General features: G+C 37.1%; 20 protein-coding genes. 14 read left to right on the top strand and 6 right to left on the bottom strand.

What is annotated here, in order from left to right; all coding sequences use genetic code 11:
* The first annotated feature begins 76 nt into the window (after positions 1 to 76).
* A complete protein-coding gene (gene gabT / locus MHB75_RS09000; protein WP_340997193.1) occupies positions 77 to 1,387 on the top strand; it encodes a 4-aminobutyrate--2-oxoglutarate transaminase in 1,311 nt (436 codons plus the stop codon).
* A gap of 3 nt (positions 1,388 to 1,390) precedes the next feature.
* Positions 1,391 to 2,776 (top strand): NAD-dependent succinate-semialdehyde dehydrogenase, encoded by a 1,386-nt coding sequence (locus MHB75_RS08995; RefSeq protein ID WP_340997191.1) that lies wholly within the window; start codon positions 1,391 to 1,393, stop codon positions 2,774 to 2,776.
* A 49-nt stretch (positions 2,777 to 2,825) separates the two neighbouring features.
* Here the strand turns inward: MHB75_RS08995 and MHB75_RS08990 are convergent, their stop codons facing one another.
* Positions 2,826 to 3,167 (bottom strand): DUF3817 domain-containing protein, encoded by a 342-nt coding sequence (locus MHB75_RS08990; protein ID WP_255314714.1) that lies wholly within the window; start codon positions 3,165 to 3,167, stop codon positions 2,826 to 2,828.
* Positions 3,168 to 3,496: 329 nt separating this feature from the next.
* On the opposite strand from MHB75_RS08990, the gene MHB75_RS08985 reads away from it, so the two are divergent.
* The 8 genes from MHB75_RS08985 (at position 3,497) to MHB75_RS08950 (ending at position 9,225) form a co-directional block, all read left to right on the top strand.
* The gene (locus MHB75_RS08985; protein WP_087680017.1) at positions 3,497 to 4,789 is read left to right on the top strand and encodes an ammonium transporter; all 1,293 of its coding nucleotides are present in this window, start codon (positions 3,497 to 3,499) and stop codon (positions 4,787 to 4,789) included.
* The gene (locus MHB75_RS08980) at positions 4,767 to 5,594 is read left to right on the top strand and encodes a DUF294 nucleotidyltransferase-like domain-containing protein (protein WP_141273184.1); all 828 of its coding nucleotides are present in this window, start codon (positions 4,767 to 4,769) and stop codon (positions 5,592 to 5,594) included. Before MHB75_RS08985 ends, MHB75_RS08980 begins: the two co-directional genes overlap by 23 nt.
* Entirely contained in the window at positions 5,594 to 6,304 is a 711-nt protein-coding gene (locus MHB75_RS08975) for an exonuclease domain-containing protein (protein WP_340997188.1), read from the top strand. Before MHB75_RS08980 ends, MHB75_RS08975 begins: the two co-directional genes overlap by 1 nt.
* A 71-nt stretch (positions 6,305 to 6,375) precedes the next feature.
* A complete protein-coding gene (locus MHB75_RS08970; RefSeq protein ID WP_141273180.1) occupies positions 6,376 to 6,843 on the top strand; it encodes a DinB family protein in 468 nt (155 codons plus the stop codon).
* Between the two features lie 218 nt (positions 6,844 to 7,061).
* Positions 7,062 to 7,559: a hypothetical protein gene (locus MHB75_RS08965; RefSeq protein WP_340997186.1), complete on the top strand. Its 498-nt coding sequence runs from the start codon at positions 7,062 to 7,064 to the stop codon at positions 7,557 to 7,559.
* Between the two features lie 12 nt (positions 7,560 to 7,571).
* Positions 7,572 to 8,024 (top strand): OsmC family protein, encoded by a 453-nt coding sequence (locus MHB75_RS08960; RefSeq protein WP_141273178.1) that lies wholly within the window; start codon positions 7,572 to 7,574, stop codon positions 8,022 to 8,024.
* 76 nt (positions 8,025 to 8,100) lie between these two features.
* Positions 8,101 to 8,979 carry a 5'-3' exonuclease gene (locus tag MHB75_RS08955; RefSeq protein WP_141273176.1) on the top strand — a complete coding sequence of 293 codons (879 nt, stop codon included), beginning with the start codon at positions 8,101 to 8,103 and terminating at the stop codon, positions 8,977 to 8,979.
* Positions 8,980 to 8,994: 15 nt separating this feature from the next.
* Entirely contained in the window at positions 8,995 to 9,225 is a 231-nt protein-coding gene (locus MHB75_RS08950; RefSeq protein ID WP_068451378.1) for a hypothetical protein, read from the top strand.
* A 61-nt stretch (positions 9,226 to 9,286) separates the two neighbouring features.
* Here MHB75_RS08950 and MHB75_RS08945 read toward each other — a convergent pair whose 3' ends face one another.
* The 5 genes from MHB75_RS08945 to MHB75_RS08925 form a co-directional block, all read right to left on the bottom strand.
* Positions 9,287 to 9,616, bottom strand: coding sequence for a PH domain-containing protein (locus MHB75_RS08945; protein ID WP_340997183.1), 330 nt, complete (start codon positions 9,614 to 9,616; stop codon positions 9,287 to 9,289).
* Between the two features lie 89 nt (positions 9,617 to 9,705).
* Complete coding sequence (locus MHB75_RS08940) at positions 9,706 to 10,053, bottom strand: PH domain-containing protein (RefSeq protein WP_340998605.1); 348 nt, start codon at positions 10,051 to 10,053, stop codon at positions 9,706 to 9,708.
* Positions 10,054 to 10,168: 115 nt separating this feature from the next.
* On the bottom strand, positions 10,169 to 10,672 hold the full coding sequence (locus MHB75_RS08935) for a C39 family peptidase (RefSeq protein ID WP_340997181.1): 504 nt from the start codon (positions 10,670 to 10,672) through the stop codon (positions 10,169 to 10,171).
* A complete protein-coding gene (locus MHB75_RS08930; RefSeq protein ID WP_340997180.1) occupies positions 10,662 to 11,144 on the bottom strand; it encodes a hypothetical protein in 483 nt (160 codons plus the stop codon). Before MHB75_RS08930 ends, MHB75_RS08935 begins: the two co-directional genes overlap by 11 nt.
* Before the next feature lie 174 nt (positions 11,145 to 11,318).
* Positions 11,319 to 11,636, bottom strand: coding sequence for a thioredoxin family protein (locus MHB75_RS08925; protein ID WP_340997178.1), 318 nt, complete (start codon positions 11,634 to 11,636; stop codon positions 11,319 to 11,321).
* Positions 11,637 to 11,885: 249 nt separating this feature from the next.
* Here MHB75_RS08925 and MHB75_RS08920 point away from each other — a divergent pair, with 249 nt between their 5' ends.
* The 4 genes from MHB75_RS08920 to MHB75_RS08905 all read left to right on the top strand — a co-directional run bounded on the left by MHB75_RS08920 (position 11,886) and on the right by MHB75_RS08905 (position 18,443).
* Positions 11,886 to 14,276: a 3-hydroxyacyl-CoA dehydrogenase/enoyl-CoA hydratase family protein gene (locus MHB75_RS08920; protein WP_340997177.1), complete on the top strand. Its 2,391-nt coding sequence runs from the start codon at positions 11,886 to 11,888 to the stop codon at positions 14,274 to 14,276.
* Positions 14,277 to 14,293: 17 nt separating this feature from the next.
* On the top strand, positions 14,294 to 15,466 hold the full coding sequence (locus MHB75_RS08915; RefSeq protein ID WP_340997175.1) for an acetyl-CoA C-acetyltransferase: 1,173 nt from the start codon (positions 14,294 to 14,296) through the stop codon (positions 15,464 to 15,466).
* A 24-nt stretch (positions 15,467 to 15,490) separates the two neighbouring features.
* The gene (locus MHB75_RS08910; protein ID WP_141273162.1) at positions 15,491 to 17,278 is read left to right on the top strand and encodes an acyl-CoA dehydrogenase family protein; all 1,788 of its coding nucleotides are present in this window, start codon (positions 15,491 to 15,493) and stop codon (positions 17,276 to 17,278) included.
* Positions 17,279 to 17,522: 244 nt separating this feature from the next.
* Positions 17,523 to 18,443: a methyl-accepting chemotaxis protein gene (locus tag MHB75_RS08905; protein WP_340997172.1), complete on the top strand. Its 921-nt coding sequence runs from the start codon at positions 17,523 to 17,525 to the stop codon at positions 18,441 to 18,443.
* Positions 18,444 to 18,742: the final 299 nt, after the last annotated feature.

The raw sequence follows: 18,742 nt of genomic DNA, 5'->3' as shown, positions 1-18,742 counted from the left end.
TTTTTTATAAACTTGGTGCTTTTTATTGTACCAAAAAAGGGCATAATTAGAAAAAAGAAACGAAGGAGGAAATGAAATGTTACAAACAAATCAAACAAAAGAATTAGTTGAAAAACGCAAGCAATACGTAGTACAAGGGGTAAGTAACGGAAATCTTGCGGTTGCGAAAGAAGCAAAAGGGGCAACAATCGTCGATATTGAAGGTAATGACTGGATTGATTTCGCAGCAGCCATTGGTACATTAAACGTAGGTCATAGTCATCCGAAAGTAGTATCAGCTGTCAAAGACCAAGTAGAAAAATTCTTACACCCTGGTTTCAATGTCATTATGTATGATTCTTATATTCGTTTAGCAGAAAAATTAGCAGAAATTACACCAGGAAGTTTTGAAAAACAAGTCGTTTTATTAAACTCAGGTGCAGAAGCAGTTGAAAACGCAGTGAAAATTGCACGTAAATATACGAAAAAACAAGCCGTTGTAGCTTTTACAAACGGTTATCACGGTCGTACCAACTTAACAATGGGTATGACGTCAAAAGTAAAGCCTTATAAATATGAATTTGGACCATTTGCTCCTGAAATTTATAAAGCGCCTTATCCATACATGTACCGTAAACCAGAAGGCATTACAGATGAAGCTTATGTAGATCATATTATCGAGCAATTCCATGACTTCTTTATCTCGACAATTGCACCGGAGATGGTGGCGTGTGTTGTCATGGAACCAATTCAAGGTGAAGGTGGATTTATCGTACCGCCGAAAAAATTCGTACAAGCCGTTGCGAACTTCTGTAAAGAAAACAATATTGTTTTTGTAGCAGATGAAATTCAAACAGGTTTTGCACGTACAGGTACATTATTTGCGATTGAGCAATTTGATGTAGAGCCAGATTTAATGACGGTATCGAAATCACTAGCGGCAGGTCTACCACTTAGTGGGGTTGTTGGTCGTAAAGAGATGATGGAAGTTTCAACAGCAGGTGAATTAGGCGGTACATATGCAGGAAGTCCAGTAGCATGTGAAGCGGCACTTGCAGTAATTGATATTATTGAAGATGAAAAATTATGCGAAAAAGCACAAGTTTTAGGTGACAAGTTAACAAAACACTTACATGTCTATGCAGAAAAATATGCATTTGTAGGCGATATTCGTGGTCTAGGTGCGATGGTAGCAGTGGAATTAGTAGATGAGCATAAAGCGCCAAATAAAGCAGCAGCAACAGCAATTGCAAAATATGCAAATGACAATGGATTACTGTTATTAACAGCAGGCATTAAAGGAAATGTCATTCGCTTCTTATCACCACTTGTTATTACAGATGAAGAATTAGAAAAAGGTTTAGCGATTTTAGATCGTGCATTCGAAGCAGCAGCGAAGGAGGCGTAACCGATGACAACAATTCAAGTAACGAACCCTGCAACGGGTGAAATTATTCATACGCTAACACGAAGTGAAGAAGCAGAAGTAGTTGAAAAAGTAGATCGTGCTAAAGAAGCTTACACGTCATGGAAGAAGTTAAGTGCGCATGAACGTTCAGCTCTTTTAATGAAGTGGGCAGCGATGATTCGCACAAATCGCCAAGAACTAGGTGAACTCATCACATTAGAGAATGGAAAACCATTAGCAGAAGCGCTAGGTGAAGTAGACTACGCAGTGAGTTATATTGATTGGTATGCGGAAGAAGCGAAACGTGTATATGGACGTACGGTTCCGGCGCATGTACAAAACAAACGTATTGTTGTAACGAAAGAACCGATTGGTGTCGTAGCAGCGATTACGCCATGGAACTTCCCAGCAGCGATGATGACGCGTAAAGCAGCACCAGCACTCGCAGCAGGTTGTACATTCATTGTGAAACCAGCAGAGGAAACACCGCTGACAACGATTCGTTTAATCGAATTAGCGCATAAAGCGGGGATTCCAGAAGATGCTGTACAATATGTATTAGGTGATGCGCCAATGGTAGGCGACGTATTTACGTCACATCCAGCGATTCGTAAAATTACATTTACAGGTTCGACACCAATTGGCAAACTACTCATGCAAAAATGTGCGGATACAGTGAAGCATGCAACAATGGAATTAGGTGGTCATGCGCCAATTATTGTAGCAGAAGATGCAAATTTAGATTTAGCTGTACAGCAAACGGTTATGGCAAAGTTCCGTAATGCAGGTCAGACATGTGTCTCACCAAATCGTCTCATCGTACATGAGAATGTTGTAGAAGTGTTTACAGAGAAGTTGGTAGAACGCGTTCGTAAGTTGAAGATGGGTAATGGTTTAGAGGCCGATGTGGATCTAGGTCCAATCATTAATAAAAAAGGCTTCGATAAAATCAAACAACAAATTGAAGAAGCAACTTCAAAAGGTGCGGAAGTTCTTTGCGGTAATCAATATGATTTTGATGATGAAAAAGGTTACTATTTCGTAGAGCCAACTGTCCTAACAAATGTGGATCTATCTTCTCAAATTATGCATGAAGAAACATTTGGGCCAGTCATTCCGATTACTACTTTTGAGTCATTTGATGAAGCGATTCAAATTGCGAATGATACGCCATATGGTTTAGCGACATACTTCTTCACAGAAAGCTATAAAACAGGACTATACTTCAGTGAAAACTTACAATATGGTATTGTCGGTTGGAATGATGGTGCGCCGTCTGGTGCGCATATTCCATTCGGTGGTATGAAGGAATCAGGTATTGGACGTGAAGGTGGCTTCGAAGGAATTGAGCCGTATTTAGAAACAAAATATATCTCAATAGGTTTATAAACCACATAATAAAGAGGTCAAGGGAATTTTTCCCTGACCTCTTTTCATTTTAAACAACTTCTGTTTTTTGAACTGCTTTTTTCTCTTTTGCTTGTAATGAATCACTATACCTTTTGATGTGCTTATCAAATACAAAGTTACCAAAAGGAATAAAGGCTACTGCACCTGCAATAACACTGTAGAAAAATGCCCATTTTACGCGCAATTGCACGATAAGAATTGCAATTGCATATGTAATAAAGATTGCGCCATGCACACTACCTGTAATACGAACTGCGATTGGCAGATCTGCAAAATATTTTAACGGCATCGCAATACCGAGTAAGACTAATAATGAAATACCATCCCAAATACCCATTGTACGTAAAAATTTAATCTCTTTTCTTTCCAAACATGAACACCTCCACTTTTCTTCTAGTATGTCGGGTGAATATGAATAGAATATGAACAGAAAAAGGTTAAAAATACCAATTTAGCGAAAAAACATTGTTTTAAAAAGAAATTAGGAAGCGTTTCCAGAAAAAAATTTAATAAATATAAAAAAGATAAGAAATGTAGAATAAATAAAGCTTTTGAAGATTTTTTATGTGAGGAAAACTTACATTTTAAAAAGAATATTCAGAAAAAACATTTGACTACATCGTTTTTTTCTGTAAAATATGAAATATAAAACTTTCATGTTAGGAAAACTAACATGAATAAAATTTAGGAGGTTATGCAATGGATGTTTCTTTTTTAATGAACAGTTTGTGGACAATGTTAGGTGCAATTTTAGTCGTATTTATGATTGGTGGTTTTATCTTATTAGAAGCAGGGTCAACTCGCATGAAAAATGCAGGACATGTTGCGAGTAAGACAGTCTTTACATTTGGTCTCGCTTCACTCGTATTTTGGGCAGTAGGTTACGCTTTTATATTCGGTAGTAATGCAAACTTCTTCGTCGGTATGACCGACTTCTTCTTTTCAGGTGAGCAAATTAAAGATGCGAGCCTTTCTACAACCGTCTTCTTTTTATTCCAACTTGCTTTTGCAGGGATTTCTGTAACCGTCGCACTCGGTGGTTTTGCAGAAAGAGCAAAGTTCTCTGTATATGTCATCTTCACTATTCTATTTAGCGCACTCATCTATCCTGTCATTGCACATTGGATTTGGGGTGGTGGCTGGTTAGCAGAACGAGGTGAACAAGATTTCGCTGGTTCAACAGTCGTCCATTTAACTGGAGCGATGGCGGCACTTGCTGCAACAATGCTCTTAAAACCACGTATTGGTAAATTTAATAAAGATGGCTCAGCTAATCGTATTACTGGTCATAACCAAGTTTATACAGCACTTGCTGTTTTAATTTTATGGGTAGGTTGGTTTGGTTTTAATGCAGGTTCAACTGTATCAGTAGATGAAGCTTTCTTCGGATTTGTAGCTGTAAATACGAACTTAGCTGCCGCAGCAGGTGCTGTTGCTGCAACTTTAATTTCATGGGTAGTACTTGGTAAACCGGATATTCCGTCTATTTTAAACGGAGCATTAGCTGGGTTAGTCGCTATTACAGCTGCTTGTGCGTTCGTTGACGTATATGCATCTGTCATCATCGGTTTTATCGCTGGAATCGTTTGTTTCTATAGCGCTCGTTTCTTGGAAGCGCGACGTATTGATGATCCGATTTTTGCATTATCTGTGCATGGTGTACCAGGGATTTGGGGAACGCTATCAACTGGATTCTTTGCAACACCTGAATTAGCTGTAGTCGGCAAAGCGGGTTTATTCTATGGTGGTGGTTTCGAACAATTATGGGTTCAAACACTAGGTGTTGTGACATGTGGTGCTTTTGCATTCTTCGGGTCATATATCATCTTGTATATCATGAAAAAAATCATGGGAACTTTACGTGTGACACAAGAGGAAGAAATTATGGGACTTGATTTAAGTGAACATGGTAGTTTTGGTTATCCAGAACATATGAAGCGTCGTGAACAAGAAGTGTGGAGTGAAGTCGATGAGAAGCTACACAGAAATTAAAGAATGGTTAGAAGATGTTCAGCAAGATGAGCTCGGCATTCGTTCTTTAAATGGTCTATATGATCGGGCGATGATTCAAGTCATTCGAATTGCACTAAAAAAATACCCTGAGCCACCTTGTCACTTCGCATGGTTTGTCATCGGTAGTGGTGGACGCAGAGAATTAGTTCCAACAAGTGATCAAGACCACGGCATTATGTATAGAGACGATGGACATGAGCGCTATTTTCAACAATTAGGACAAGAGATTGCAGATGGTCTACACCAAATTGGCTTTTCTTACTGTGATGGCGGCGTTATGGCGAGTGAACGTGCATGGTGTCGTTCGCTAAATGAATGGCAAAAACAACTCATGGAATGGTATTGCAGTGATGACATAACAGCGACTCGTCATTTGCAAATGCTTTATGATTTACGCATTGTCTATGGGGATAAATCATATGAACAGATGGTGAAAAACTGGACGGAACCTCAAAGTCATGAACAACTTGAAAAATATATTTGTACGACGACGTGGGTGAAAAAAAGTATGACACCGTTAGGGAAATTGATTTTAGAAAAATCGAAATATTTCGATTTTAAAAATGCAGTATATGTACCTTACATCAATAGTAGAAGATTACAAAAGATGGCGGGCATGCAACAAGATTGTAAGCTATATGATGCCATTATGGAAATTCGAATGACAGAGCCTTCTTTCGTCGAAATTCAGCCATCCAATCGAAAAGCTATAAAAGAACTTGTGAAATCGGTTCGTAAATTACACAATGATGTGAGAGAAAAAATTGGAATCGGGTGTTCATAATGAATTTTTCAACCTTATTTCGTCAGCTCGTTGGGCGTGGACATACGGGACCAACGAATGAAGTAGCTTCGAAAGAGCAAATGGCTTATTTACGAAGACTAGAGAAAACGGTTCGATTAGCACGTGATTTTGACCAACCTTTTCATCAAAATGAATTTGTCATATTGGATATCGAGACAACAGGTTTTGAGGCATTAAGAGGAGATGAAATCTTATCGATTGGTGCCATTAAAGTAAGGGGAAATAAGGTAACAACGGAGCAGTTTTATGCGCTGACGAAAATTCAAGGGTGGATTTCAAAAGAGGTAGAAGAACTGACGGGAATCACAAATAAAGAGATTGCAAATGCATTTCCGTTAAGGGATGTATTGGAACAATTTATGCGATTTATCGGACACCGACCTTTGATTGCTCATCATGCCCAACATGAACGTGATTTTTTAGAAACGTATTATTTAAAATGTTTTCAAAAGAAATTCCAACATCGCATTATTGATACGCATATCGCACTGCAAGTATGTGGTGTAACGTCTTCTGTTATAACATTAGATGAAGCATGTACACATTATCAAGTGCCGATTAAAAATCGTCATCATGCTTTAGGAGATGCACAGTTAACAGCGCAGCTCTGGCTTACCTTAGTCGAACAATTACAGGAATATGATATCAATACATTAGAACAACTCTATAGTCAATATATTCAAAGGTAGGTTAAAATTTGTGTTTTTTGGTTATGGTGTATACGATAAAAGGGAACTATAACTAAAGGAGAGATGCGAGTATGTATCGTAAAGTAGATGATTTTATTCGAGATTGGAACTATTCAGCAGCAGGAACTTTAAAAGTGATTGAGGCATTAGAAGATGATAAACTTGATCAAGCAATTGTTGAAGGGCATAATACATTAGGTTGGTTAAGTAGTCATTTAGTAGATGCACCGAGTTTCTTCGGTGGGTTAGCAGGGCTAGATGTACCATCAATTCCAGAAGGTGAAAAACCAACAACGGTAAAAGAACTAGAAGAAGCTTATAAGAAAAAAGCAGCGAAAGTAGAAGAAGAAGCAACAAAACTATCTGATCACGATTTAGAGCGCAGAGTAGAAGCTTTCGGAAAAAATATGCCTGTTGGACAAGTACTTCGTAGTATGATTGACCACCAAACGCATCACCGTGGACAGATGACGGTGCTAATTCGTCAAGCTGAACTACCTGTTCCACCGATTATGGGACCAACAATTGAGCAAGCTTAATTAAAAAATAGAAGTTGCATCGATGTGATGTAGCTTCTTTTTTATTTTGCTATGTATTTAGAGGGCGCGGTAAAAAGGTATACATAAATGAAACAATTTAAACGAATCATTCGTATTACTTAAATGGAACCATTTGGATGGGTGAACCGTCCTCATATGCGGTCATATTGAATAAATCAAATGATGTATAATAGAAGCAATGATAAAGGAGGATTTACATGGATACAGAACAGAGAAGACAAGAGCGCAAAAAAATGAATAAGCGTACACGTCTACTATTAGGTGTTATTATTTTATCGTTAATCGAAATTATTTATTTCTACTTCATGGGAAAACCTTATAATTATGTGAATGGTTTAGATGATTTAATTGATTATATTATAGTAGGGAATATCGCTTTTTTTGTTGTGTATTTTGTGTTAATTGATGGAAATCAATTCCGGAAAAAATATATGTTATTCGCTGCAGCCTACGCGTTATTATTAGCAGCGCCATTCTTTTTCCATTCAAAAATGCCACAAACAAAGGTGGAAGAAGCACAGGCTCTCATTGTACGAACTGAAGGTGGTAAAGCAATCAAAGACCGAGATTATGCAAATGTGATTAAAACATATGAAGGAAAAGAAGTGTATTTAGTTGCTGTTGAAAAAGGTGATCGTGTATACCGTTATGCGTTTGACCCAGATAATCAACAATACTACTCTTTTTCTAAGTAAGGGGAGAATTAGATGACGGCACATCGCTTTATGTTGGAAGCGCAGTGGCCTGGTGGTAGAAATGAAGTGGGAACAATTTCTTCGGGTCAGCTCCAAACGAAAATTTCGATACCAAAAGAGATGGATGGACCTGGAGTGGGCACGAATCCAGATGAGATGTTGTTAGGTGCTGCAGCTACATGTTATTTGATCTCCTATGCAGCGATGTTGGAACGCGCGAAAATTATTCCTGTTGATTTAACGCTATCATCAGAAGGAATTGTCGATGTGACAAATGGTGTTTTCACATATGAAAAAATCACACACCATCCAACTATTTTGTTAGAAAAAAATACAGATGAGCGCACGCAGCGAATGGTACAACGATTAGCTGAAAAAGCCGAAAAAACGTGTATGATTTCAAAGGCGATTCGTGGAAATGTCGAATTAGCGCTAAATGTAACGATTCAAATTGCGAATGAATAGCGAAGAGCGTGTTCAAAGAAATCTTCTTTGAGCACTTTTTTTGTTATACTAGAAGAAAGAATAGAGGAGATATCACATGACACAACCACATATTATGCTTGTGGATGGTATGGCATTATTATTCCGCTCATACCATGCGACAGCACCAATGAATCAATTTTTTAGAAAAAAAGATGGTACACCAACGAATGGTGTTCAAGGATTTGCGAGACATGTATTAAGCGCGCAATCGATTATGAATCCGACCCACCTTGCAATTTGCTGGGATATGGGGTCGCAAACATTTCGTAATGACTTATTTGAAGACTATAAAGCACATCGTCCGGAACCACCTGAGGAGATGAAACCACAATTTGATTTGGCGCGCCAAATTTCAGATTTAATTGGTTGGAAAAGTTTTGGTCAAGTAGGAATGGAAGCAGACGATACGATTGGATCGCTCGTTGAAAAATGGAAGTCTGATGCGAAGATTACAGTTATTAGCGGTGATAAAGATTTATTGCAACTATTAAACCCAAATACAACGATTGCTTTAACAAAAAAAGGTTACTCAGAATATAATCCTTACACAATTGAACGTTTTGAAGAAGAGTATGCGATTGCACCAGAACGTTTTGCAGATGTAAAAGCATTTATGGGTGATTCGGGTGATGGATATCCAGGTGTAAAAGGGATTGGACCAAAAACAGCTCTTCAACTCATTCAAAAATATGGAACAGTAGAAGGAGTTTTAGCTTCGATTGGCGAATTAACACCAGGACAACGTAAAAAAATTGAAGCAGATGAAGAAATGTTGAAACTATCACTACAATTAGCACGTATAAAAACAGATTTGATGATTGAGACAACAATTGATGAATTAGCTTTACCAACTTGGAATGAAGAAAAATTTGAGTGCTTAATGGCAGAAGAATATAGTTTGGTAGTAAGACATATAACATCATTAATGCGTTAGATAGGAGTGAGCAACATGAGAATTTCGGTCATGATTCTATGTGTATGTAGTGCAGCACTAGGTGTTTTCATGCTACTGACAAAGCAATTCCAATATTTACCGTTAGTTAATGTCTTTATGTGTATCGTGTTTCTTATGCTCGCATATCGAGAGTATAAAGAGCGAAAAGATTTGACGACGGTATGGATTTTGATCTTAGCGGCAGTTATTATTTTTGTTTTTACAGCAATAGGCGTATTTCTATAAAATAAAAAAACCGTTGACCACGGATTCTACAAAAAATAGAAGAGGTAGTCGAACGGTTTTTTTATGATTTAATTTGCATGCGGTCAATGACGAATTGATTAAATTCTTCTACATTGCCTTGTTCGATATCTGATAAAATATGACGTTCACCGTGGTTATAAAAAATTACTTCGTCGGGATGTAAGATGACTGCATCAATTTCATAATAATCAAATGTTAAAAATGCTGAATCATCGTGCGCATAAAAACAGATGCGTTCGTTTGTTGCAAATAAAGTCCCTTTTGTCTCCACGTGGACATAAGCGAAATTCCCAACTAATTGCACTTGAACACGTTCATTTTTATTTAAAAAAGCATGTAAGTGTGTAGAGATTGATGTTGTATTTTCCATATGAAGCACCTCGCTTATTTTTATATTATATATCCGTATACCTTTTATACCGTCTACGTAAACCTCATATGTTAAAAGAAAAGGGACATTTAAGCCCTTGTTTCTACAGATTCTTGTTCTTGAAACAGACGGTATGCTGATTCCTTCTTCCAAGCTGATTGTACAAATTGCATAAAATGATGTAAATTCGCCTCTTCGATATGTGAAATGGAATATCTTTTATTTTTGGTTAAAATAATAATTTCACGACCGCTTAACACTCGATTTCGCTGATAAATAGCTTCAATCTGTTCGTATGAAATACTGCGAATCTGATAGCTTTCATTGTCGATCGTGTGCAAGTAAATACGTTCGGTTGTAGCAGCTACTAAAGTCGAACATTTAAACAAACGATTCATTTTCTCATCTGCATGAAGACTATTTAAAGAATATTCAATCTTTTCATGTGGTAATAAAATTTATAGAGCGCTTCCTGTGCATATATGTCCATAAAGGCGCACCTTCCTACATTTAATTTTAAAATTTATACCGCGAAGAAAGTAAAATAAAACACTACTTTGGATGAATTCCTATAAATGTGAGTGCATGTGCATTTGGTGCATAAGGAATTTCATGTGTTCGACTAGCTCGATTTGGTGTACCTAAATCTTCAACGATTAAATAAAGACCATCTCGTTTCCAATGAAATCCCGTCATAACCGTCCAATGATATTTAAAATAAGAAGGGCGATTTAATTTCCAAGTGAAATAGCAATCGAATTTAACAGCTACTGGCTGTTTTTGTTGAATCCAATACACCGCTTCAAAAAGCTGTAATGTTCGAACTGAATAGTTGCCTTGTACTGCCTTCGGTAAGAACCAATGAATAAAAGTAGCAGGTAATCCAACTGGTGTACAATGCAGTGCTTCGTAAAGTTGGTTAATAGACAGAGCATCATCTTTATAAAAATGTAGAATCGAAGCAACTGCAGTAGGACCACAAGAAGAAGAACGATATGATTTTTTAACCGTCGAATCATATTGTGAATAGACGGGACAATCAAAATTAATCTTCATTTTTAAAACCATCTGTAAAAAGATGTAATTCTTTATAAAGATGCTCAAGAGCTAGGCGATATGTTGGGTAAGTCTCCAACTGCTCATTAAAACAAGATTTAACAAAATTGAAAATCACTTCAGATTGAAAACCTGTATAAATAACGCGAATTCCTACAACAGTTAAAGTCTTGTGTAGGTTACGTAAAGCATCCGATAATTCATCAATCGACATCATAATCGTATTTTTATGCGAAATTCCTGTAAAGTCCATAATGACGGTTTTTACATGACGATGTTCCTGTAAGTAGTTGAATAACTTTACTTCAATTTGTGTAATACGCTCTTGAAATAAATGACCACTTAAAGGCATGAACAATGTATTGTTTAAGCTGGATTCAATTAATGAAACAGACATTTCTTTAATAATCGATTTGTACTGCGCTATTTCATGACGTAGTAAAGTAATTTGATCTTCTAAGTTCTGTGCCACTCATCATCACATCCTCTAACTGATTTTCTTAAGTATAGCCAAAAAGTAGTAGTTGGGTAAATATAGTAATATGACAAATAAAAGTTTTTAAGTAGAAAAATGGCTTGTTCAGAAAGAAAAAAACTAGCATGATGAAAATTCACGCTAGTTTGGAGTGATTAACTTCATCACTCATTAGATATTTGCATCTAAGTATTCAGTTACTTGTTCAGGTGATTTAGCATTTGCGCTGTGTAAGTGTGCTAGTTTTTCACCATTTTGGAAGATTAGTAAACTAGGAATACCCATTACATCGTACTTTTCAGCTAATTCAGGTAGTTCATCACGATTTAATTCATACCAGTCAAATTGTGTGTACTTTTCGATGATTGGATCGATGAACATGTTCATACGTGTACAGTCTGGGCACCAGCTTGCGTAAAATTTAACAAGCACTTTTTGGTCAGTCGAAATAAGTTCGTTGAATTGTTCAACAGTTGTAATTGGTTTCATTATGAAATCCCTCCTATGTATTATTATTCTACAATTTTTTAGAGCAAACGCATAGTATATTGTACCGAGTACGGGATAAAGGACAGAAATTGTGTATAATAAAGAAAAAATATACTTTTATTAGAAAAAATCGTATTTTTTCGTTGCAATCATTTTTAGATTGGCATAGAATGGGTTTATAAGCCAATGGCTATTTTTTAATCAAAAAATGAATGGTTATTCATTCAATGTGGAAGGGGCGAGTTATTCATGGTAAGACGTATTCAAAAAGCGGCTGTTCTTGGTTCGGGCGTCATGGGTTCAGGAATTGCAGCACACTTAGCGAATTGTGGGATTGATACCTACTTATTCGATATTGTACCACCGACATTAACAGAAGAAGATCAGGCGAAGGGGTTCACTGTTGAACATCCAGCGTTTCGAAATAAATTTGCTAATACGGCAATTCAGAAGTTACAAAAGCAAAAACCTGCACCACTTACAACAAAGAGAAGTCTACAAAGAATTACAACTGGGAATTTAGAAGATGATGCTCATCGCTTAGGTGAAGTTGATTGGATTATCGAAGTTGTAACTGAAAATTTAGAGATTAAAAAAGCACTCTATACAAAAATCGATGCTGTTCGAAAAGAAGGAACGATTGTTAGTTCAAATACATCGGGAATTAGTATTGATGCCATGGCAGATGGACGTTCAGATGATTTCAAAAAGCATTTCTTAGGAACACATTTCTTCAACCCACCTCGCTACCTAAAATTACTTGAAGTCGTACCATCATCTTATACAGATGAGTCGATTGTTCAATTTATGAAAACATTCGGAGAAGATGTATTAGGAAAAGGTGTTGTTATTGCAAAAGATACACCGAACTTTATCGCAAATCGTATTGGCACATATGGGTTGTTAAAAACATTACAAGTTATGCTAGAAGACGGTTATTCAGTTGGTGAAGTGGATTCCGTAACAGGACCACTAATTGGACGACCAAAATCAGCGACACTTCGCACATTAGATGTTGTAGGTCTGGATACATTTATCCATGTAGCGAATACGGTGTATCACAAAACAGACGGTGAGGAACAGCGTGTATTTGAAGTACCAGCACATATGCAGAAGATGGTTGATGCAGGTCACTTAGGGGCGAAATCAGGTAAAGGGTACTTTGTGAAACAAGGGAAAGAGATTTTAGAGTTGAATATTGAGACATTTGAATATGTACCAACAACTAAATTGCAAGCTCCTTCAATTGAACAAAGTAAACAACTAAAAGGCTTATCGAATCGTTTAAAACATTTAATTTATGCAGAAGATCGTGCGGGCGAATTATTATGGAAGATTATTAGTCCAACACTTGTATATGCAGCTGAAAAGCATGGCGAAATTGCAGATGATATTGTAGCGATTGATGAAGCGATGCGCTGGGGGTTCGGTTGGTCGCAAGGACCATTTGAGATGTGGGATGCAATCGGTGTTGAACGCGCAGTTCAAAGATTGGAAGAACAAGGACAAAAAATTCCGACTTTCGTTCAACAACTATTAGCAGAAGGACATCAAACTTTCTATAAAGAGATTGATCACGTACTACACTACTATAATGGTGAAACGTATGTAGCTGTTCCAAAGAATGAAAAAGAAATCAATTTAAAAACATATAAAAAACAGCATGGTGTATTAAAGTCGAATGCTGGTGCAAGCGTAATCGATTTTGGGGATGGTGTATTACTACTAGAATTCCACTCGAAATCAAATGCACTCGGATTAGATATTATGCAAATGCTAACATATGCACTTGATGTATTAGATACATCAGACGATTACAAAGGACTTGTGATTGGGAATCAAGGTAAAAATTTCTCAGTTGGTGCGAATCTTGCCATGATTTTAATGGAAGCAGAAGATGATGCGTTATTCGAATTAGATTATATCGTACGCCAATTCCAACAAGGCACACTTCGTATGAAATATAGTAAAAAGCCTGTCGTTGCAGCACCATTCGGCATGACGCTCGGCGGTGGAACAGAGGTATGTTTACCAGCAGCTCATATTCAGGCGACAACAGAAACGTATATGGGGCTTGTGGAAGCAGGTGTTGGCTTATTACCAGGCGGTGGTGGTAATAAAGAATTATATATGAAACACTTAAAAGGTTTACCGAAAGATGTAGCAGTTGACTATGTACAAGTGGCGGCATCGGTATTCGAAAAAATTGCAACAGCGAAAACATCTACTTCAGGTGAAGAAGCACGTGACTTAGGTTTCTTAAATCAAGCAGATGCAGTTAGTGTGAATCCAGATCATCAATTGTATGATGCCAAACAAGCAGTACTCGGTATAGTTCAAGCAGGTTATCAAGCGCCAGTGCGAGAAAAAGTGCCTGTATCAGGTGCACCAGGGTATGCTGCCTTATTACTAGGAGCAGATACCATGCTGAAATCAGGTTATATCTCGCCATATGATTTAGAAATTGCGAAAAAAATTGCACATGTATTAGCAGGCGGACTCGTACCATATGGTTCTCTTGTAGATGAAGAATATTTATTAGACTTAGAGCGCGAAGCCTTTTTATCACTTGTTGCACAGCCAAAAACGCAGGCGCGTATGCAACATATGTTAATCAAAGGTAAGCCACTAAGAAACTAAGAGGGGGGATCTAAATTATGCGTGAAGCAGTCATCGTAGCAGGTGCTAGAACACCAATTGGAAAAGCAAAAAAAGGCTCGTTAAAGCAAGTAAGACCAGATGATTTAGGTGGACTTGTTGTGAAAGAAGCTCTAAAACGAGCAAATTATACAGGTGAAGTGGAAGATTTGATTATCGGTTGTGCCATGCCAGAAGCAGAACAAGGGCTAAATGTAGCACGGAATATTGGTGCGTTGGCAGGATTGCCTGATACAACTTCAGCTATTACAGTGAACCGCTTCTGTTCATCAGGTTTACAAGCGATTGCATATGCAGCTGAAAAAATTATGCTCGGACATGCAAAAGCCATTGTAGCTGGTGGAATTGAGTCGATGAGTATGGTGCCAATGATGGGGAATGTTATTCGACCAAATGCGAAATTAGCAGAGGAAGCGCCTGAGTATTATATCGGAATGGGGCATACAGCAGAAGCTGTTGCAAGTAAGTATGGTGTGACGCGAGAAGAACAAGACGCGTTCGCTGTACGTTCACACGAAAAAGCAGCACAGGCAATTGCTGCAGGCAAATTTAATGATGAAATCGTACCAGTGGAAGTAACGGAACGTTTCGTAGATGAGCAAAATAAGCTACAAGAAAAGACATTTACATTTAGTATGGATGAAGGCGTTCGACAAGGAACGACGGTTGAAACACTTCAAAAATTGCGTCCAGCCTTTCATGTGAAAGGGAGTGTTACAGCAGGTAATGCTTCACAAACATCAGATGGTGCAGCAGCTGTACTTGTGATGGACCGCGAGGAAGCAGAAGCGCAAGGGTTACAACCAATGGCGAAGTTTTTAGGGTTTGCTGTCGGCGGTGTACCACCTAAAATTATGGGGATTGGTCCTATTGTTGCGGTACCAAAAGCTTTAAAAATTGCAGGCTTAACGATTGAAGATATTGATTTATGGGAGATAAATGAGGCGTTTGCTTCACAGTCGATTCAAGTAGTAAAAGAGCTAGGAATTGATCTTGAAAAAGTGAATGTTAATGGTGGTGCAATTGCGCTTGGACATCCACTTGGCGCAACAGGAGCGATTTTAACATTAAAACTATTACATGAACTAAAAAGACAAGGAAAAAAATATGGTGTTGTGACAATGTGTATCGGTGGCGGTATGGGTGCAGCAGGCGTATTTGAAATGATCTAACAAACATATGAGGAGGAATTGATTATGACAGAAAACACACAAAAGCACGTAGTAAAAGGCGGTAGTTTTTTAACAGAGGACGCGGAGTTCCAACATATCTTTACACCAGAAGATTTTACAGATGAACAGTTAATGATTGCGAAAACAACGGAAGATTATTTGCATAATGAAGTGTTACCAGTCGTACCAAATCTAGAAAATCATGAGTTTGAACATTCAGTAAAACTACTGAAAAAAGCAGGCGATTTAGGTCTACTTGCTGCCGATGTACCAGAAGAATATGGTGGTCTTGGACTGGATAAAGTATCTTCAGCATTAATCGCTGAAAAGATTTCCCCGGCTGGTGGCTTCTCGATTACGCATGGTGCGCATGTCGGAATTGGTTCATTACCAATCGTATTATTCGGTAATGAAGAACAAAAGTCGAAATATTTACCGAAGTTAGCATCAGGCGAATTATTAGCAGCCTATGCGTTAACAGAGCCAGGTTCAGGATCAGATGCACTAGGTGCGAAAACAGTAGCTCGCTTAAATGAAGCAGGTACACATTACGTACTAAATGGTGAAAAACAATGGATTACAAACTCAGCATTTGCAGATGTTTTCATTGTTTATGCAAAAGTCGATGGTGATAAATTCTCAGCATTTATTGTAGAACGTGAATATGCCGGCGTTTCAACAGGAGCAGAGGAGAAGAAGATGGGGATTAAATCATCTTCAACACGTACATTGATTTTAGAAGATGTTGCAGTTCCAGTTGAAAACTTACTAGGTGAAGTTGGACGTGGTCATGTTATTGCATTCAACATTCTAAATATTGGACGTTATAAACTTGGAGTAGGTACAGTGGGTGCTTCAAAACGCGCATTAGAGTTAGCAATTAAATATACGAATGAGCGTAAACAATTTGGTACAGCTATTTCTTCATTTAACCTAACAAAAGAAAAATTAGCGACAATGGCAGCACAAATTTATGCGTCTGAATCATTAATCTATCGTACAGTAGGCTACTTTGAAGATCGTATGAGCCAATTAACAGAAGCAGAAATAAAAGACGGTAAAGAAGTAGCAGCTGCGATTGCAGAGTATGCGATTGAATGTTCAATCAATAAAGTGTTTGGTTCAGAAACACTTGATTATGTGGTAGATGAAGCAGTTCAGTTACATGGTGGATATGGTTACATGCAAGAATACGAAGTAGAACGTATTTACCGCGATTCACGTATTAACCGTATTTTCGAAGGTACAAATGAAATAAACCGTCTGATTGTACCGGGAACATTTATGAAGAAAGCGATGAAAGGTGAATTACCACTTCTACAACAAGCACAAGCATTACAAGCTGAGCTACTTTCAATGATGCCAGAAGAAATCGGCACAGAAACATTAGCCCAGGAAAAATATCTTGTGAAGATGGCGAAGAAAATCGCTCTTCTTGCAGCAGGTACAGCGGCAATGAAATATGGTCCAAAACTTGAAAATGAGCAAGAAGTATTAGTGAATATCGCAAATATCGCAAATCAATTATTTGCAATGGAGTCAGTAGTATTACGTACCGAAAAAGCCATTGCACGTGATGGTGAAGCAAAAGCAAATCAAAAAGTATTATATACAGAAATTTTTGTACAAGAAGCATTTGCTGAAATCGAAAAAGAAGCAAAAGAAACATTGCTAACAGCGACTGAAGGAGACGAGTTACGTATGTTATTATCGGCACTACGTAAATTGGGACGTCACACACCATACAATATTGTCGCGAAAAAACGCGAAGCTACAGGCAAATTAATTGAAAATGAAAAGTATATTGTTTAATATTCTTACGTAAATAGTAACCTTAGAGTATGATATTGTACTCTAAGGTTTTTTGATTAACTTTTCAGTAATAATTATCAATTTTTCCTTATTTTCATACTTTATGCTGCTTCAAAAATCATTATTAATGACATTTTAGACGTATGTTTTTAAATGGATTATGATAAAAGAATTAAAAAATCTATGTTTTTGTTATGTGAAAAAGTATAATGTGAGTACTATAATTAATGGGGGTCTCATCTCAATGAGAGAGTTACAAGAACGTGAACGAGTGACGATGAATGATTTATTGATGAAAGCATTAGAATCAAATTTAGCTGTGATTCGTTTTGATACGAATCGCAATGTTACATATGCAAGTAAGCCATTTGCAGAAGCTATGGGGTATTCGGTAGAGGAATTAATCGGTAAAAAACATGCTGAGTTATGTTTAACAGAGTTTGCAAATAGTTTTGAATATGAAAAATTTTGGCGTAGTTTGCTATCTGGAAAAAGCTTTCAAGATAAAGTAGAAAGAAAAAATGCGAACGGAAAAAGTGTCTGGTTAGAAGCAACATATATGCCAATTCGTGATGAACGTTTTAAATTAATTGGCATTATGAAAATTGCATTTGATATTACAGAGAGAAATAATCAAATGATTGATTTAGCGACTACCTTAAAAACCATGTCAAATGATATGAATATTTTATCTGGTGCAGGTAAAGATCATGTAGCTAATTTGAATAAAAATTTTCATACAGTTGTTGAAATTTCAAATCAAAATCAGCAATCTGTTCATCAATTAATTGAAAAGACAGATGCCATTCAAGAGATAGTAAAAGTGATTCAGCATATTGCGAAACAAACAAATTTACTCGCATTAAATGCTGGGATTGAAGCAGCACGTGCTGGGGAATATGGGCTTGGATTTAATGTTGTGGCGACGGAAGTGCGAAAATTGTCGCAAAGTGTTGATAAATCAATTGTGGATATTCGTATGATGATTGAAGATGTAACCAAACAAATCGAAGTGATTGAAAAGGCCGGAGATATCATTTCAAAGACAGTAGATTTGAATCAAGCATTTATTGGCGAAGTAGTGAATGATTATGACTCTATTCAAAATCGTGCAGAATTGTTAAACAAACAAACAGAAACATTTGATGAATTTATTAAAAAATAAGTAATTAACTAGAAGGAGAATCGCATAGTATTATGTGGTTCTTTTTTGTTGCTTTGAAGATTAAAATAGAAAAAAGAGTTGTACGTAGTGGAAAAATCATTCAGAATGTTCACAATTAGCTGTCTTGCAGTAAAAAGCGTTTTAATCAATTATATTTTTTCTATATTATATAAGTAGAAACTCAATGATAAACATAGCTTGTCCTTTACAATTGGTAATTGTACATCTAGTATGGAATTTCTAGATGAATCTGTGATGAAATGGGTTGCACCTTTTCTAATAGATTTATACAATAAGGA

Source organism: Kurthia sp. FSL E2-0154 (assembly GCF_038003625.1).
GTDB classification, from domain to species: Bacteria; Bacillota; Bacilli; order Bacillales_A; family Planococcaceae; genus Kurthia; species Kurthia gibsonii.
The sequence above is the reverse complement of the archived record's forward strand: the minus strand, read 5'-3'. Positions and strand labels throughout refer to the sequence as shown.